General features: G+C 56.3%; 12 protein-coding genes. 2 read left to right on the top strand and 10 right to left on the bottom strand.

Translation table 11 applies throughout. The annotated features are described in order from the left end of the window. Positions 1 to 20: 20 nt before the first annotated feature. Positions 21 to 1,010 (bottom strand): NAD(P)H-quinone oxidoreductase, encoded by a 990-nt coding sequence (locus tag NNL35_RS05275; protein WP_006678004.1) that lies wholly within the window; start codon positions 1,008 to 1,010, stop codon positions 21 to 23. A gap of 185 nt (positions 1,011 to 1,195) precedes the next feature. On the opposite strand from NNL35_RS05275, the gene NNL35_RS05270 reads away from it, so the two are divergent. Beyond that, complete coding sequence (locus tag NNL35_RS05270) at positions 1,196 to 1,669, top strand: MarR family winged helix-turn-helix transcriptional regulator (protein WP_006678003.1); 474 nt, start codon at positions 1,196 to 1,198, stop codon at positions 1,667 to 1,669. 57 nt (positions 1,670 to 1,726) lie between these two features. Here NNL35_RS05270 and NNL35_RS05265 read toward each other — a convergent pair whose 3' ends face one another. The 8 genes from NNL35_RS05265 to NNL35_RS05230 all read right to left on the bottom strand — a co-directional run bounded on the left by NNL35_RS05265 (position 1,727) and on the right by NNL35_RS05230 (position 12,356). Further along, positions 1,727 to 4,480, bottom strand: coding sequence for a putative bifunctional diguanylate cyclase/phosphodiesterase (locus NNL35_RS05265; protein ID WP_006678002.1), 2,754 nt, complete (start codon positions 4,478 to 4,480; stop codon positions 1,727 to 1,729). A gap of 127 nt (positions 4,481 to 4,607) precedes the next feature. Beyond that, positions 4,608 to 4,763, bottom strand: coding sequence for a hypothetical protein (locus NNL35_RS05260; RefSeq protein WP_006678001.1), 156 nt, complete (start codon positions 4,761 to 4,763; stop codon positions 4,608 to 4,610). Positions 4,764 to 5,069: 306 nt separating this feature from the next. Then, positions 5,070 to 5,237, bottom strand: a complete 168-nt coding sequence (locus NNL35_RS05255) for a hypothetical protein (RefSeq protein WP_254552999.1) — start codon at positions 5,235 to 5,237, stop codon at positions 5,070 to 5,072. 324 nt (positions 5,238 to 5,561) lie between these two features. Continuing rightward, entirely contained in the window at positions 5,562 to 7,376 is a 1,815-nt protein-coding gene (locus tag NNL35_RS05250; protein WP_006679217.1) for a S41 family peptidase, read from the bottom strand. Between the two features lie 248 nt (positions 7,377 to 7,624). After that, the gene (locus NNL35_RS05245; RefSeq protein WP_006679218.1) at positions 7,625 to 9,127 is read right to left on the bottom strand and encodes an MDR family MFS transporter; all 1,503 of its coding nucleotides are present in this window, start codon (positions 9,125 to 9,127) and stop codon (positions 7,625 to 7,627) included. Positions 9,128 to 9,253: 126 nt separating this feature from the next. Beyond that, positions 9,254 to 10,840, bottom strand: a complete 1,587-nt coding sequence (locus tag NNL35_RS05240) for an ABC transporter ATP-binding protein (protein WP_006679219.1) — start codon at positions 10,838 to 10,840, stop codon at positions 9,254 to 9,256. Positions 10,841 to 10,852: 12 nt separating this feature from the next. Next, the gene (locus NNL35_RS05235) at positions 10,853 to 11,455 is read right to left on the bottom strand and encodes an ECF transporter S component (protein ID WP_006679220.1); all 603 of its coding nucleotides are present in this window, start codon (positions 11,453 to 11,455) and stop codon (positions 10,853 to 10,855) included. Between the two features lie 169 nt (positions 11,456 to 11,624). Then, complete coding sequence (locus NNL35_RS05230; protein WP_006679221.1) at positions 11,625 to 12,356, bottom strand: energy-coupling factor transporter transmembrane component T family protein; 732 nt, start codon at positions 12,354 to 12,356, stop codon at positions 11,625 to 11,627. 250 nt (positions 12,357 to 12,606) lie between these two features. On the opposite strand from NNL35_RS05230, the gene NNL35_RS05225 reads away from it, so the two are divergent. Further along, positions 12,607 to 14,217, top strand: coding sequence for an MDR family MFS transporter (locus NNL35_RS05225; RefSeq protein ID WP_006679222.1), 1,611 nt, complete (start codon positions 12,607 to 12,609; stop codon positions 14,215 to 14,217). A gap of 230 nt (positions 14,218 to 14,447) precedes the next feature. On the opposite strand, the gene asnB is transcribed toward NNL35_RS05225, so the two are convergent. Next, positions 14,448 to 16,298, bottom strand: a complete 1,851-nt coding sequence (gene asnB, locus NNL35_RS05220; RefSeq protein ID WP_006679223.1) for an asparagine synthase (glutamine-hydrolyzing) — start codon at positions 16,296 to 16,298, stop codon at positions 14,448 to 14,450. Positions 16,299 to 16,353: the final 55 nt, after the last annotated feature.

The raw sequence follows: 16,353 nt of genomic DNA, 5'->3' as shown, positions 1-16,353 counted from the left end.
CTTGCTTGTTCTCTTCTGGCTTAAGGCACCAAGAGAACGATTTTCCCTACATTTTCATTACGTTCCATCCGCTGATGTGCTTCATTTATTTGCTCGGGCTGCCAGACCGAGTCGATGACCGGCAGGCACTCTCCGCGCTCCAGCGATGGCCCGGCGAAGCTCCAGAACGCCTTCGTCAATTCGCTCTTGCGCTTCGGAGGCAAGCCGCGCAGCGTGCTCCCGATGACATGCAAGCGGCGCAGCATAACGGACATGAAGTCCACCTCCACCTTCGATCCGCCCAGCGTCCCGATCAGGACCAGCCTGCCGTCCATCGCCATGCAGCGCACATGATCATTCCAATACGTGGCGCATACCGGATCCAGCACGACATTCACGCCGGCGCCTTCCGTCCAGGACAGCACCGTCTCGGCCAACGGCTCGGTCTTATAGTTCAAGACGAGCTCTGCTCCCAACGCCTTCAGCCGCTCGCATTTCTCCTCCGTCCCGGCCGTGGCGGCGACTCTCGCCCCCGCAGCCCGCGCGAGCTGAATCGCAGCCGTCCCCACGCCGCTTGCCCCGGCATGGATGAGCACCGATTCCCCGGCTTCCAGCTTCCCGAGCTGGAACAGGTTCAAGTAGGCGGTCAAGTAAGCCTCCGGCAGCGCGGCCGCCTGCTCCAAGGTGAGAGCCGCCGGGACGGGCATCGCTATATCGGCCGGGATGACCGCATATTGCGCATAGCCTCCTCCCGGAAGCAGCGCCGCCACCCGGTCTCCCGCCTTCCAGCCCGTTACTCCTGGACCGACGGCTTCCACCGTACCTGCCATTTCGAGGCCGAGTACGGGAGACGCCCCTTCCGGCACCGGATATTTCCCGCGCTTCTGCAGCAGATCGGCCCGATTCAGCGCCGTGGCATGCACCCGGACGAGCAGTTCTCCCTCACCGCAGGTCGGGACCTCCATCTCTTTCCATGTCAATTGAAGATCCGGTTCCACATGACAAGCCAGCATGTTTTTCGAATAGCTCATTCTTTTCCGCCTCCTCAGGTAAGCTCCTCTCCATTATTCACCGAATGGAGCCGAAAGATCTCGATCAAATTTAATATTCAAAATTTATTGCACTTTTTAGCCGAAAGTGTGATCTATGACATGTTGGACATCACCTTAAGCTTATACGATGAAGATGTAACCAGTAAAGCGAGGTGGAAAGGACTATGTCTGAACGGGCGCAACGCGACACCGATGAAGCCCTGCATTTGTTCCGCGTATTCTCCAAAGCTTTCAAGAGCGTCTCCGATCATGCCGCTGCAGGCTGCAAAAAACAAGGCTACAACCCGACCGACTTTGCCGTACTCGAAATGCTCTATCATAAAGGACCACAGCCGATACAACAAATTGGAGCGAAGCTGCTGCTGCAGAGCGGCAATGTCACCTACGTCATCGACAAGCTCGTACGCAACGGCCAGGTGCAGCGCCACCCATGCTCCAAGGATCGGCGCGTCATCTTCGCCGAATTGACGGAACAGGGCCGGGCAGAGATGCAGAATATTTTGCCGAAGCAGGCCCAGACCCTACGCCGGGCATTAAGCGGACTGACCTTGGAAGAGAAGGCCCAAGCGATACTACTGCTCAAAAAGCTGGGCATTCAGGCGGAAAAGCTCAGTCTTGTCACAAAAAAAGAGGGGTAAAACGAGAAGAAACGGCCGCGGTTGCGAATGCCGTTTCTTTGCTTGTTGCGAGTAATATTAAGCTTGTCCTCCCGCGGCTTCCGCGATGGCTCTCCCGTCCGCATATTGGGAGAATTGACGGAAGCGCGCCGCGAATTCCGCGGCAGGCAGCGGATGACTGATATAGTAGCCTTGGAAATGGTTGCAGCCTAATGACTCCAAGTAATGAAACTCCTCAGCCGTCTCCACTCCTTCCGCTATCACGGTAAGATTCAAGCTATGGCCGAGTTGAATGACAGCCTGCACAATCGATGCATTGACCGGATCCGCAGACAGATGCCGGACGAAGGAACGATCTATCTTCAACGTATGGACCGGCAATGTTTTGAGCCGCTCCAGCGAGGAGTAGCCTGTTCCGAAATCGTCGATGGCGATGTGCATGCCGCGCCGCTTCAGCTGGCGCAGGACATGGTTGGCTTGTCCGACATGCTTGTGCACATAGCCTTCCGTAATCTCCAGCACCAATTGCTCCGGTTCGAACTGTGTCTCCTGCACGATCCGCTCCACCATCGCCACGAAATCCTGATTCAAAAACTGCCTCAGCGACACGTTCACCGACATCCGAAGCGGCGGCATGCCCTGCTCCCTCCATTGGCGATGCTGCATGCAGGCGCTGCGCAGCACCCACTCGCCAATCGGAATGATTAAACCGGTTTCTTCCGCGACCGGAATGAACTGCGAAGGCGATATATAGCCTTGCTGCGGGTGCAGCCAGCGCAGCAGCACCTCGGCGGCGACGACCTTCCCTGTGCGATCTACAATCGGCTGATAATGAAGCGTCAGCTCATTCCGCTCCATCGCCTTATATAGCAAGCTTTCAAGCAGCATGCGCCCGGAAGCCAGATCCGGATGAATCTGATCGAAGAACATGTAGGTCTGCCCGCCCCGCTCCTTCGCCGCATACATCGCCGTATCGGCTTGCTTGAACAGGGCTGTCAGCGTATTCCCGTCATCGGGATAGAGCGCGATCCCGGTTGAAGCCGAGACGAACAGCTCATGCGCGTGAATGCAGAAGCGCTCGCGGAAATGCTGGAGGATGCGCTGCGCCAATTTTTTGGCCTCCTCGCGTGTTCCCTGCTCCAGTAAAATGACGAACTCATCGCCGCCCAACCGGGCGCACAGATGGGCTCCCTCCTGCTTCGACAGACAATGGAGCAGGCGCTGCCCGGCTCGGACGAGCAACATATCGCCGATCTTGTGGCCGAGCGAATCGTTAATGTATTTGAAGCGATCGAGATCGATGAACAGCAAAGCCAGGGGTGTGGCGTCTACCTCGGCCCGTTCCAGCGCCTTATCCATCTCTATCGTAAAATAATGACGGTTCGGCAGCTGGGTGAGCGGATCGTAATAGGCCAACCGCTGCAAGTGCTCTTCCGATTTTTCCAGCAGCTTCGTCTGCTGCACAAGATGCTCATTCATGCGGTGAAGCTCCCGGAACTGCGCGGTAAGCCTCTCGGCCATCGCGCGGAAATTCAACATCAGGGACCGAATCTCGCGAACGCGGCTATGCGGCCACGCTTGCCTCTCCCAGTCCGTGAACGTATCCGGATCAACGCTCGTCATCCGGTTCAACCCGTCAAGGGAGCGAATGAGAGAACGGCTGACCATAACCGCGATCCCCGCTACGATGCCCCACACGGCCAGCATAAGAGCCAGTTCCCAGACATAAGAAGAGAGAATCTCCGGCAGGAACGTATCATTCGGGAGAAAGGCGGTCACCGCCCCTGCCCTTCCGGCCTCGCCAAAGCGTTCCAGCACATAATAGCCGTCCTTCCAGCGGCCGGTTGCGTAGTGGTAGTTCTCCGTCCCCGGCAGGACACGATAGAAGCCGGCGACCCGGATCCGCTCCACTCCATCTCCCGATGCTAACATTTTGGGCAGGGGAAGGGCGGTTCGCACCGCTCCCGCCTCCTCATACAATCGATGCCGGTAGTCTGCCCACATGCGGTCGCTCCAGGCGAACATTTCGCCATGCCTGTCCGTCAATGCGAACTTGATGGCGCCGTCCAGCGACTCCTCCTTCAGGAGACTCTCCACCAGCGGTACGTTCGCCCATACGGCAGGCACACTCCAAGGCAGCCGCCGGCTCGATCCTTCCAGCTCCCGCAGCGCTTCCTCGGCCCGGATCGACTGCTCCTCCAAGCGGGCATACGCTTCGCGCTCCACTTCTGTCAGCAAGCTCATGCTGCCCAGCTTCATATGCGACAGGAAAGAGAGCAAGACCGCGGCCAGCGCCAGATGAATGATAACCCGCTGCAGAGAAATCGGCCGGTCGGCGCTGCGTACGAGGAGGCGCTGCCACGGCACGTAGGCAATCAGCATATCGGCGAGCATCGCATTGACGATGCCGTTGACAGCGGACATCATATATTGAAGCATGGCCTCTGTCCCGAACACGCCGGTTCGCATGAAGAACAGCAGCACGATTCCCGGAGCTCCGACCGCTAGCCAGAACAAGCTGTCCCAGAACAACAGCCTCCGTCTGCGGCGATAGAGAAAACCAACGACGGCAAGCTCCAATCCGATGAACGCCAGTATATCGATATCATATCCGGCGACATAGAGGACCAGTGCGGCCAGTCCGGCGAACGCCATCGTTCGGATTGCACCGAATAAGACGAAAGCCACAAGGAAGAAAGCCCCGCTCAGAGCAAATTCCACGCCGAACGGGAACTTGATTGCGACTTGGGAGCCGATGACCCCCAGCAGGATAAGCGAGATGTAAGCAAGACCCGTACGGCTTGAGTTCGGCAGTACCGAGGTATACGGCATAGAGGACGACTCCTTTGGCTGAAGGTAGTTCGACAATTCCCCTATATCCATTCGACACAAATCCATATTTTCCTACTTTATGCATAAAAAAACCGCCCCGTAAGGGACGGCATACGCTAGAGGCCACTCATTCAGTCGGTGCGAACGAATCCACCATCCACTTTGCGAATTTTTCTTTTTCTTCAAATTGCGGATAATGAGCGGATTGGTCGTACGACATAAATTCCTTTTTATTTGCATCAATCTGATCAAAGTATGCTTTGGCTGATTTCGCGGAAGTCATGTATTACCGCTCGACTTTGCTTGATCAATCGTGAAATTCAAACCATCCAATTCGCTGTCTAACGTATTGGCCATCTGAAGTTCAAGGGATTTTTTGGGACTTCATTTTTTATGTGGTTGATCTCGTCTCTCAGTAAAAAATCGATTTAAAACGCTATGCGTGCCAAGTTTTGAGTAGGAAAATGGACAATCTCTACCCTTCGTAAAAAACAGGGGTTTTCCAACGACCTGAAAACTGCACCATTTCCCTAGACACGTCTATTCGGTAGGCGAAATCCGCAAAACTACACGATTTCTCCAGACACTTCTATTCGGTAAGCGAAATCCTGCGCAAATACAGCAATTCGATATGGACGACTCTACCAGAAAGGGAATCCTGCAAAACTGCAGGAATTTCACCCTTTTCGCTTCGACTTGAAGCAAAAGGGCCTAAAATGATGTAGATATGCAGCAATTCCTCGGGATGTGGACTCATTGAGCCGAAATTCCTGTAAAATTGCAGCAATTCCCTCGACACGTTCAAGCCCCGAGAGGCAACGATGCCTCCTCTCCTGAAGGCAACGAGGCGATGATTCCTCCTGGAGTCGATGATGCCCCCAGGATCCGACGCGGTCTCTTGGATCCCGTAAAATCAGGGCGTTGAGAAGTATGTGGGAATTTTCTCCACTTCATTTTTTATATGGTGGATCTCGTCTCTCAGTAGAAAAAATCGACTTAAAACGCTTTGAGTGCCAAGTTTTGATTAGGTAAATGGACATCTGCACCCCTTCGTAAAAACAGGGGTTTCCAACAGCCTGAACTATCGAGTACTCTTGGCAGCATTAATGACTTCGATCGCTTTTTCCATATAGATATCGCGCCCTTCACGAAGCTCTTTAATCGTTCGCTTCACCGGCACGGTAGGCTGAATACCGACGAGATGATGCTGGCTGCCGTCTTGTTTCAATACTTTCTGGCCCGTCCAAAATATGTTGTATCCGCCCGGCAGTTCCATTCCATTTCCGTTTCCGTTGGCTCCCGCAGTCGGTTCTCCGACAATTTCCCCCAGTCGGTAATGTTCAACGACACCCAGTAACCATTCGGCTCGGCTTATAGCACCTCCATACGTAAGAAATACCATTTTACCCTTCAGTTTTGGCTGCGACGGTTCAACCGACATTCGATCAAGACGGAAACCTGCTTTTTCTTGATCCGGATATACGGATATTGGAACATATTGCGACGGGAGCTGAAGCGGGACATCCGTTAAATACGATAACAGGTCTTGCATAACATTTGGATAACCTCTCATATCAAAGATAATTCCTTTTGCCTTTTCTAACTCAGGTAGCCTATCCTTAAACATATCTATCGTTATATTGGATAAGTTGACGTAATAAATATCGTCAGCGACTTTGTCAATGGGCTCAGGACGGATAAAATCATCAACTTCCATAATATTTTTGCTTGTGTAAGAAAGAGAAATTTCAAATTTCTGCTCTCCGCGTTGAACCGTCAGTGTTGCTTCCTTTCCGATACTCCCTTCCGAAAATTGAGTTGCGGCGGTATAACGTTTCCACTGCTCGCTTCCGGCAATATATTTTTCCAGTTCTTTAAAATAAGCTGTGGCGCTTTTCTCATTCAGCTTTAGGATAATATCCCCTCGCCTAAGATCGATTCCTGATTTTACATTCGAAATGACTACTTGCTCCTCGATCCATTCGACACGGAAAGGGAAGTACGCCCGGTCGCTTGTCTGATTCTTAGGACCAAGCATACCGCTATGCCCGTCGCGGGTTTTCTCCAGCATTTGTTTCATCGTTTGCACGAACTGATCGGTTGTCTGGTCTTTCAAGCATTGCTGCAGCGCGTCGGTTAACGCTTGCTCCCAATCGACTTTCACAACATCGAAATAAGGGTAAAAATGCTGAAGAACATTCCAGGTAATGACGAAGTTTGCCAAGCGGACATTTGTGTCATCTAACGAAGCTTTCGCCAAATCGATTCGTGAAAGCTGCTGTTGCAGCTGTGTCAATTCTTGTGCCGATTTCGGCGTTGCGCCTAATGTACCTTTATCGTCTCTATAGAGAACGAGGGGAATGTGGGCGAATATACCCGGGGCGATCGGTTTGACAACCGTTTCTCCCGGCTGTAAAACGTGCTCTACTTCCGCCAATTGGTCCATGAGCTTAATCTCGCTGAGATCAGCGGACTGCGGCCGCTCGCTCTTGTATAATAGATCCAATTGGGGAATATCCATTTTGACGCCTTCGTGAAGCCACGCGGTCAAATTTTTGGCTTGTGCAGGCGGGCTGAGCCGAGTTGCGTTGTCTTGCTTCGTGAGGTTCATCGTCGGAGCGATCGGGTAGAAAAGCTCCTGCAATGTTGTTGTTAATTCATCCTTTGTTTTTGCAGCCCTTACTTTGCTCACCCCATGGATGGCAAAACGCTTCCAATCGATTTGGGTGTTCTCATCGCTTGGGTGAAAAAACCTTACATATCCATACAGCTTCGTAAATGCCCGAACGTTCATAAGCTCTTGATGAGAACTGCTTTCCTCTTCCTTCGCAAAAGCGGGTACCGCTGACATGAGAAATATGATTGCGGTTAAAACGATAAGACTTGCCTTTTTCACTTTCCATTCTCCTTGTCCAATGTTTTGATCGGCAGCTATGTATTCGTTACATGATTTACCGGACTATTGATTCATATGGCAACAACAACCTCCCTCATCCTCATTGTAACGGGGCATATTTTTCCAAGTAATGACCGCCAGGCCAGTCTATTATTAGACCTTGGCCCAGTATTTGGACTGGACCTTCACCTAAAACTCCGTCTTTTAGGCACAAAAAAACCGCCCCGTAAGGGACGGTCGAATCGATGCTATTTGCTGTTCAGCTTGCCCTTCGGCATCATCAAGGTGCAGCCGAGGCAGATGACGGCGACGGCCGCCATCACGAGGAACACATTCTCGAGCCCGGTCTCCAGGAACGTGCGCAGGCTGTTCATGACATCCGGCGCCAGTTGGCTCGCGCTCTCCGGGTTCAACAGCTTGTTCAGGTCATCATCCGAAATGCGCGAAGCGATGTCCGGCCCGGCTTGTCTGACCATGGACGCGATGCGTTCATTCAGGAAGGTGCCAAGCGCCGCGATGCCGATGGTCTGGCCGAGCGTCCGCACGAACGTGTTCAACGCCGTGGAAGCGCCGCGCATATTCCACTCGACTGACGACTGGACGATAATCGTGAACACGGTAATCGAGAACCCGAAGCCGAGTCCCGATACCGTCATCAGCGCGACAATAACCCACATCGACGTGGCTCCCGTAATGGAGGCGAGCCATATCGATCCGGCGGCAATGAGCGTCATGCCGAGGGAGGAGGTCAGCCGCGGGCCGCTCTTGATCAGCATGCGGCCTCCGATAATCGAGCCGATGAGCCAGCCGATGGACATCGGCGTCAGCGCCATGCCGGAGCTGGTGGCGCTATGCCCCATGACGCCCTGAATCCAGAGCGGCATGTACGAATTGATGCCAATCAGCACGCTGCTGACAAGGAAGCCGACGAGATTGGAGATGGCGATATCCTTATTGCGGAACAACTGGAACGGAACCATCGGTTCCTGCGCTGTTTTTTCGATCCGGCAGAACCAGATGAGGAACAACGCAGCCAAGCCGAGCAGCGCGAACATCCAGGGGGATGTCCAAGCAATGTTCTGCCCCCCGGTAATAATGGCGAACAATAAGGCCGTCATCCCGATCGAGAAGGTCGCCGCGCCAGCGTAATCGATCGGCTTGTCCTTCTTCTCCACCTTCTCATGGAACAGCTTGGCGATCATCCATACCGAAATAATGCCGAACGGCACGTTGAAGAAAAAGATCCAGTGCCAGGAGAGCGAATCGACAAAAAATCCGCCGACCAACGGGCCGACCAGGCCGGCTATGCCCCAGATGGAGCTGAACAGCCCCTGGATTTTGGCGCGTTCTTCCAAAGTAAAGATATCCGCCACGATGGTGAAGGTGGCGGGCATGACAGCGCCGGCGCCGATGCCTTGAATGGCCCGGAACAGAATCATTTGCGTCATATTGGAAGATAAGCCGCACAGCATGGAGCCGCCGACGAATAAAATAGAGCCAAAAATAAAGATCTTTTTGCGGCCGAACAGATCGGCCAGCTTGCCGAACAAGGGCGTCGAGATGGCCGTCGTCAGCAAGTAGGCGGAATAGACCCAGCTGATAAGCTTGAGTCCGCCCAGATCAGACACGATCTGCGGCATCGCGGTACTGACGACTGTAACCTCAATCGCCGCCAAAAATGTAGATAATAACAAGGCCAGCGTCACAAGCTTCCGTTCGCGCCCGGCCTGCATCGTTGCAGTGCTTCCCATTGCTTCATTCCCCTTCTCTCTTGCTCTCCGCTTCCATTCACATTGGTCCTGCATATCGTCACGCATGTTGCCGCTATCTGCTATCTTATCATGCCCTTGTCCGGCCCACGAACCAGACGAATTCGCTTAACGCTGTTCCGGCCCTCCGCTCCCCCGTCCGTCCGTGCCAAGCCAGCGCCCCGCTTCCATATAGACTGAAGCCAACTGCGGATGAGCAGTCTCATCCCAGATATCATCATGGGTGATGACGATCAAGCCACAGCCCCGCTCGGCCTGCGCTAGGCACCAGTCGCGTATCAACGCGGCGCTCCCGGCATCGAGACCTGCTGTCGGCTCATCGAGCAGCAGCAGGGCGGGCCGGTGCAGGCCGGCCAACGCGACGCTGAGCAGCCGGATGGCTCCCGCAGGCAGATCGTGAGGATGGTGGCAGCGGTAACGGGACAGGCCCGTTGTGCGGAGCAATTCCTCCGCCATCGACGCAACCGATTCCTCCAGCTTGGCCTCCGCCGGCGGCACCGGGGCGGTCAAGCGGCAGCTCCGCCAAGCCATGGCGGCCGCATCGAGCACTTCCTCTTCGACGGTACGGCCGAACAATCCGGCTTCCGGCTGCTGCGGCACATACCCGATCAGACGGGCCGCTTCATACACGGAGCAGCGCGGCAGCGGCTTGCCGGCCAGCCGGATCTCCCCGGACATCCGTCCCGCTTGCCGCGGCATGCCCTTCGTCAGGAGTTTGAACAAGGTTGATTTGCCTGCTCCGTTCGATCCGCGAAGAAGCAGGCATTGTCCCTGGTACAGCTCGAACGAGACCTCGCGAAGCGCCTGTTCCCGGCCGTTCAAGCTGGCGTTATCCTTCCGCCTTTTCCCGTACCGGAACGCTACGTCCCGTACTTGCAGGACGGGGGCTTTCCCTGGGTGCTCCCCAGGCAGCCGCCTGCCGTCCGCCCGGTCATCAGGGACAGCGTCGGCCCGCACTGACGGCTGCGCCGGCGTGGCGGCCCGCAGCTTGTCCAGTGCGGCCGCCGCTTCCGCTTCTTGCAAGCCGCCATCATAGATGATGCGCCCCTCCTCCAGCAGCAGCAGCCGCACATCGGGCAGGCGCCCGATCCAATCCTCCAGCCGGGCCCCGGCCAACACCGCCGTTCGCCCGGCCTGACGCCCTGCGCGAAGCGTCTGGAGGAGCCGCTCCCGGGAGGCCGCATCCAGATGGCTCCAGGCCTGGTCCAGGATGAGCGCCTCCGGCTCCATCGTCATGACCGCAGCGAGAGCCGTCCGCTGCTTCTCTCCCCCTGACAGATCCGTAATCGGCGCCTCACGCAGCGATTTGAGCCCGAACGCTTCGAGCTGCTCCTCCACTCTGCGCCTCACTTCATCCGCAGGCAGCCCCATATTTTCCGGAGCGAAGGCCAGCTCGTCCTCCACCGTGCCGAGAATGAGCTGAGAGTCGGCATCCTGCAAAGCCAATCCGGCCAATGCGGTCGTCTCGCCCTCCGGCAGCGCCGCCTTCCCCTGCAGCGTGCCTTCATGGGGCTGCATCACGCCAGCCAGCAGCTTGCACAGCGTCGTCTTGCCGCTTCCGTTCGCTCCGGCGATATAGACGATATCGCCCCGACGCAGCGTGAAGCTGCAATCGCGGAGGGCCGGCTCGTCCGCGCCCAAATAGGTAAAGGTCACGCGCTCGATGCGCATGACCTCTTCACGCAAAAATCCCATCGTGGAAGCCCCCTATCCCCGATGCTCGCGGCAGGCCTTCCCCAGAGCGAACGGGCGGACAGCCCGCGCGGGCGCCAACCGATCGCCAACCAGCTTCGTCAATGCGCCGCAGAGCGCAAGGCCGCTGAGACAGCGAATCACGAGCGTCGCAATCAATACCCACGTCTCATAATAAATGTAGCCGAACATGAAGGCGGAGACGACGAACCAGATCGGGACCGCCGCCAAGCCGATAAAGAGCATGGCCGGCCAATCGTAGCGCCGGTAACGGAACAGATACAGCAGCGGCTCGATGACGATGCCGTAGCATAGCGCGGCTACAATCGCAGACCAGGCGCCGTAGGCGGTGCCGAGCAGAATCTGCACGACGGCGCCGAGCGCGTAGGTCAGCATCGCCGCGCCCGGCTTGCGAATAATATAGGCGGCCAGCAGGCCGTAAATCATATATAACCCTACGATGGATGACGTCAGCATCGGCCCGCCCAACGAGTGCAGCAGCTTGTTCAGCCAGGACAAGCCGCTCGTCAGCACCCCGTTCGCCGCGGCCAGCAGGGCCATGAGAACCCATTCGCTCAAGGTCAGCGAACGCCATAATCGCGTGTTGGATGATGTCATCTGTGGTCAACTCTCCCTTATGGTCTCCCTAATGCGGAAGGATGCGATAATCCGGCATCCCATTTCTTCTTTACACGTTACAAGCCATGCGCTGGAAATGCAAGTAAAAAAGCGGGGCCTGCCTCTGCCCGGGACCCAAAGCCCCGGGACGGTACGGGTTGCCGGCCGCTTAGCCGTACCACCAGGTGGCGGCGGCTGCTAACGCCGAAGCCAGGGCCAGTCCGATACCCGGCGCCGCGAAGACGAGCCGGCGCCGATACGTGCGCGGGGCGGCGCCGAAGCGCTTCGCCTCCATCGCCGTGGCCACGTCCTGCACGCGGCGGAGCGTATGCGCAGCCGCACCGGCGATGACGCGCTGCAGCCGTTCAAGCCGTTCCGCCACGCTGTGCGGCGGAACGAGGCGGCGCAGGCGCTCAGCGTGCCGGATCCGGGCCGTCTCGGCCAGCAGAATCGGCACGAAGCGCAGCGCGATCGCTGCCGCGTACGCGAAGCGGTCCGGCAGCCGCAAGTAGCGTGACATGGCGAGGACGACATCGCGCGGCGCCGTCGTTCCCGCATAGACGAGCGATGACAGGAACAACGACATCGCCCTCAGCGTCAGCGCGGACGACTGGAGACCGGCTTCCCGCGTCAAGGTAAGCTTCCCTGCCGTCAGCCACGGCGTATCGCCAGGCAGGACCAGCCACTGGAACAGCATTAGCGGAAGGGCGAAACCGCCAATCCATACGCCCACCATCTTCCAGCGCTGCGCTGTCCACCCGCTTCCGGTCAGCGCGATGAGCAGAACGGCAAGGAACCAGCCGGCCTGCCACTCCACCTGCGTGCTGATCATGACGGCCAGTCCGGTGCTTAGCAGCCATATTCCCTTCGTCAAGGGGTCGATGCGAAGCAGCCAGCTCATAAGTCCTCCCCCCTTATCTTAGAAGCGCCCGCCGGGACGGGCTTCCAACCTTCCGAACCGGCGCAGACGCATAAAATCGTACGGCCCAACCCAACTTAATACAGATCGGGAAGACCTTATGGCGCTTTACCTGCCCGTCCACTGAAAAATTCAATTAGCATCATACCGCTTAACCTGAAGAAAGTAAAGACGGAGCAAGCGCGGCGAAGCCCTCTTCGAAGACGCGCAGCGTACGGAAAGGAGGCCACTCATGGCGGTGAAGGACATAGCGAAATCTCAACGCAACATGGTTCTCATCGGTCTCATAATGGGGATGTTTTTCAGTTCGCTGGAACAGACCGTCGTAGGCACGGCCATGCCGACCATTATTAAGGAATTAAGCGGATTCGCCATCTTCGCCTGGGTAACGACGGCGTACATGATCTGTTCGACTACCGTCATCCCGCTCTCGGGCAAGCTGGCGGATCTGTTCGGGAGCCGGTTTATTTATTTGACCGGATGGATTATTTTCGTTATCGGTTCCTTCCTTTGTGCAACCGCGGTCAACATGGGCCAATTGATTGGTTACCGCGCCATTCAAGGGATTGGAGGCGGCCTGCTTATGCCCATGTCCCAGACGATTATCGGGATGATGTTCACCCCGGCCCAGCGGGCGAAGTGGCAGGGCGCGTTCGGGGCCATCTTCGGGCTTAGTTCCATCGTCGGGCCTTTTCTCGGCGGCTTGATCGTTGATCATATTAGCTGGCACTGGATTTTTCTCATCAACGTCCCCTTCGGCCTGGTCTCGACCGCGCTCATTTTTATCGGAATGAAATCGATGAGCAGCCCACGCGACAAGAACAAAAAAGTTCACATTGACTGGCTCGGCATTTTCACGCTCATTCCGGGAATCGTGCTGCTGCTGTACGGCCTGTCGCTCGATCATGCAAAGTATGCCTGGACATCCCCTTACAGTCTGTTTATATTTGGCGTGGCCCTGGCGCTGTTCCTCGTCTTCATCCCGATCGAGCACCGCGCGGCCGATCCGATTATCGACATGTCGTTGTTCCGCAGCCGCGTCTTCAATGTCGCCGTCGGGCTCGGCTTCCTGGTCGGGCTCGGGATGTTCGGCGCCATTATGTTCGTGCCGATGTTCATGCAGGGCGTCCTCGGGGTCACGCCGACCCAGGCCGGATCCACCATGACTCCGATGATGATCGCGCTCATCATCGCCAGCGTGCTCGGCGGCCGGCTTGTGCTCAAGCTCCCTTACCGCACCGTTATGGCTTCCGGGATGGTGATCAGCGCCCTTGGCTTCTTGCTCATGTCCACCATGGGCATCCATACGACTCCATTCACGGCCTACGGCTTCATGATGGTGCTCGGCTTCGGAATGGGCCTGGTGATGCCGCTCATTACCATCGTCGTCCAAAACGCATTCCCCCGCGAACAGCTCGGTACCGTCACCTCGGCGACGACCTTCTTCCGTTCCATCGGGAGCACCATTGGCACGACGCTCTTCAACGTCATTATGAACGCCGATATCGCAAGGAACATCACCGCAGCCATACAGAACGCCGATCCGGTAACGCAGGCCGTCCTCGACAGGATCGGAACGGATTCGAACACCTTATATCAGCTTCTGATCAACCCGGCGATGCTGCCGCTCGAAGGCCAAGCCAAGATTGCCGTGCTCAACACGCTGAAGGAAGCGTGGTCGGCTTCCTTCTCATCCGTCTTTCTGACGGGACTCGGATTCATCATCGCCGGCATCGTCATCTCCCTGCTGATCGGCAGCGGCCGTATCTCCCGCGACGACCCGGGCCGAAGACGCCATCCTGCCAAGGAAGGGTCGGACCGGAATTCCGCCCAGCCAGCCTAAAGACAACAAGCTGCAAGCCATATCTCCGAGGAGAGTCCGGCCTGCAGCTTGCATTTTTATATGTCATCGAAAAAACAGGACATCACTCACCGTAAAAGGTATCGAAAAGAGTAATGCCAACAAAAAACTTCGCTTGATATCGCGATATTGTCTCCCCTGGCTCACCAAAAAAAGCGCCTCTCCAAGGAGAAGCGCCTTTCAACTCATCATATTCTTTACACCGGACCGGATTATTGCTTCCGCATATACGTCCGGTACCAGAGTCCGAACACGTAGAGCACCCAGATTTTGCGGGAGTAGTCGCCTTGGCCGTTGCGGTGGCGGCTGAACATTTCTTCCACCGCGCTCAGGTTGACGAGCGGATCGATGCCGCTCGCAGCCAGTTCCTCCCACATGATGCCGGCCCGCTCCGTACGCAGCCAATCGCGCATCGGGACAGGGAAGCCGAGCTTCGGCCGGTGGAGCACCGAATCCGGAATAATGCCCTCCATCGCCTTGCGGAGCGCGTACTTCGTCGTCTTCTCGGCAATCCGGTAGGAAGCCGGAATCGTACGGGCCACGTCGAACACCTTCCGGTCCAGGAACGGCACGCGCAGCTCCAGCGAATGCGCCATCGTCAGCTTGTCCGCCTTCATCAGAATATCGCCCGGCATCCACAGATTCATATCGATATATTGCATCCGCGACACCGGATCGAGATGGCGGGTGCGATCATAGTAACGGCGCGCGATATCGAACGGCTTCTGGTAGGCCGCTATCTCTTCCGCGCCGACGCGCAGCAGCTCGGCCTTTGCATCGTCGGTCATGATATTGGCATTGCCCAGGAAGCGCTCCTCCAGCGGAGTCGTTCCCCGCAGCAAGTAGTTTTTCCCATAGAAAGAGAACGGTACGGCACGCACCATCTTGTTCACGACGCGCTGCATTCCTTCCGGCATCCAGGACAGATAGCGCAGCGAATGCGGCTCGCGGTAGATGCGATAGCCGCCGAACAGTTCGTCCGCGCCTTCCCCGGACAGCACGACCGTCACATGCTCCTTCGCCAGCCGCGCAACCTCGTACAGCGCGATCGCGGATGGATCGGCTACAGGCTCGTCCAAATGCCAGATCGCGCGCGGTACCGCGTCGAAATACATCTCCTGCGTAATCATTCGATCATAATGATCGGTATCGATCTGCCGGGCCGTATCGCGGGCGATAATCGTCTCATTGTTCGGCCCCTCGAAGCCGACACTGAACGTCTTGATCGGCTCGATGGAACGCATGAGCGTGGACGTAATCGTCGAGTCGATGCCGCTCGACAGGAAGCATCCGCGTTCGACCTCGCTGTGCAGATGATGCTCTACCGAATCGCGCATGACGTGGCGAATCTCGTCGATAACCTGCGTAAGCGGACGATCGACCGGTTCGAACATCGGGTCCCAATATTTCTCGATAACAGGCTGCCCGCCCAGAGGAATTGTCATAGAATGAGCCGGCGGCAGCTTATAGATGCCGGCGTACATCGTCTCCGGATCGGGAACATATTGGAAGGTCAAATAGTTGTAAAAGCCATTCATATTGACCTGACGGGCCACGCCCGGCACGGCCAAAATGCTCTTGATCTCCGACCCGAAGGCGAGCATCTCGTCGTTCATGTAATAGTACAGCGGCTTAATGCCGAAATGATCGCGGGCCAGGAACAGCTCTTGCTTGTTCCGATCCCAGATCGCGAAGCCGAACATCCCCCGGAGATGGTGGACGCACTTCGTTCCGTATTCTTCATACAAGTGCAGGATACATTCCGTATCTGTATTGGTTTTGAACTGATGGCCGCGGCTGAGCAGATCCTCACGCAGCTCCAAATAGTTATATATCTCGCCATTAAAAATAATCCATACCGAATCATCCTCGTTGCTCAGCGGCTGCGCGCCTTCAGCAACGTCAATGATGGACAGCCGGCGGAAGCCCAGGCCGACCCGGTCGCCGATCCACAGCTTCGCATCGTTCGGTCCCCGGTGATGGATCAGGTCCATCATGCTGCGAATGATATGTTCGGATGGTTGTTGATCATGAAAATGATAGATTCCGGCAATGCCACACATCGGTTCCAAATCCTTTCGATCATTGCATAGATATATGCATGAAGTATGTCAACAT

The organism is Paenibacillus dendritiformis (assembly GCF_945605565.1).
Classification (GTDB): domain Bacteria; phylum Bacillota; class Bacilli; order Paenibacillales; family Paenibacillaceae; genus Paenibacillus_B; species Paenibacillus_B dendritiformis_A.
The sequence above is the reverse complement of the archived record's forward strand: the minus strand, read 5'-3'. Positions and strand labels throughout refer to the sequence as shown.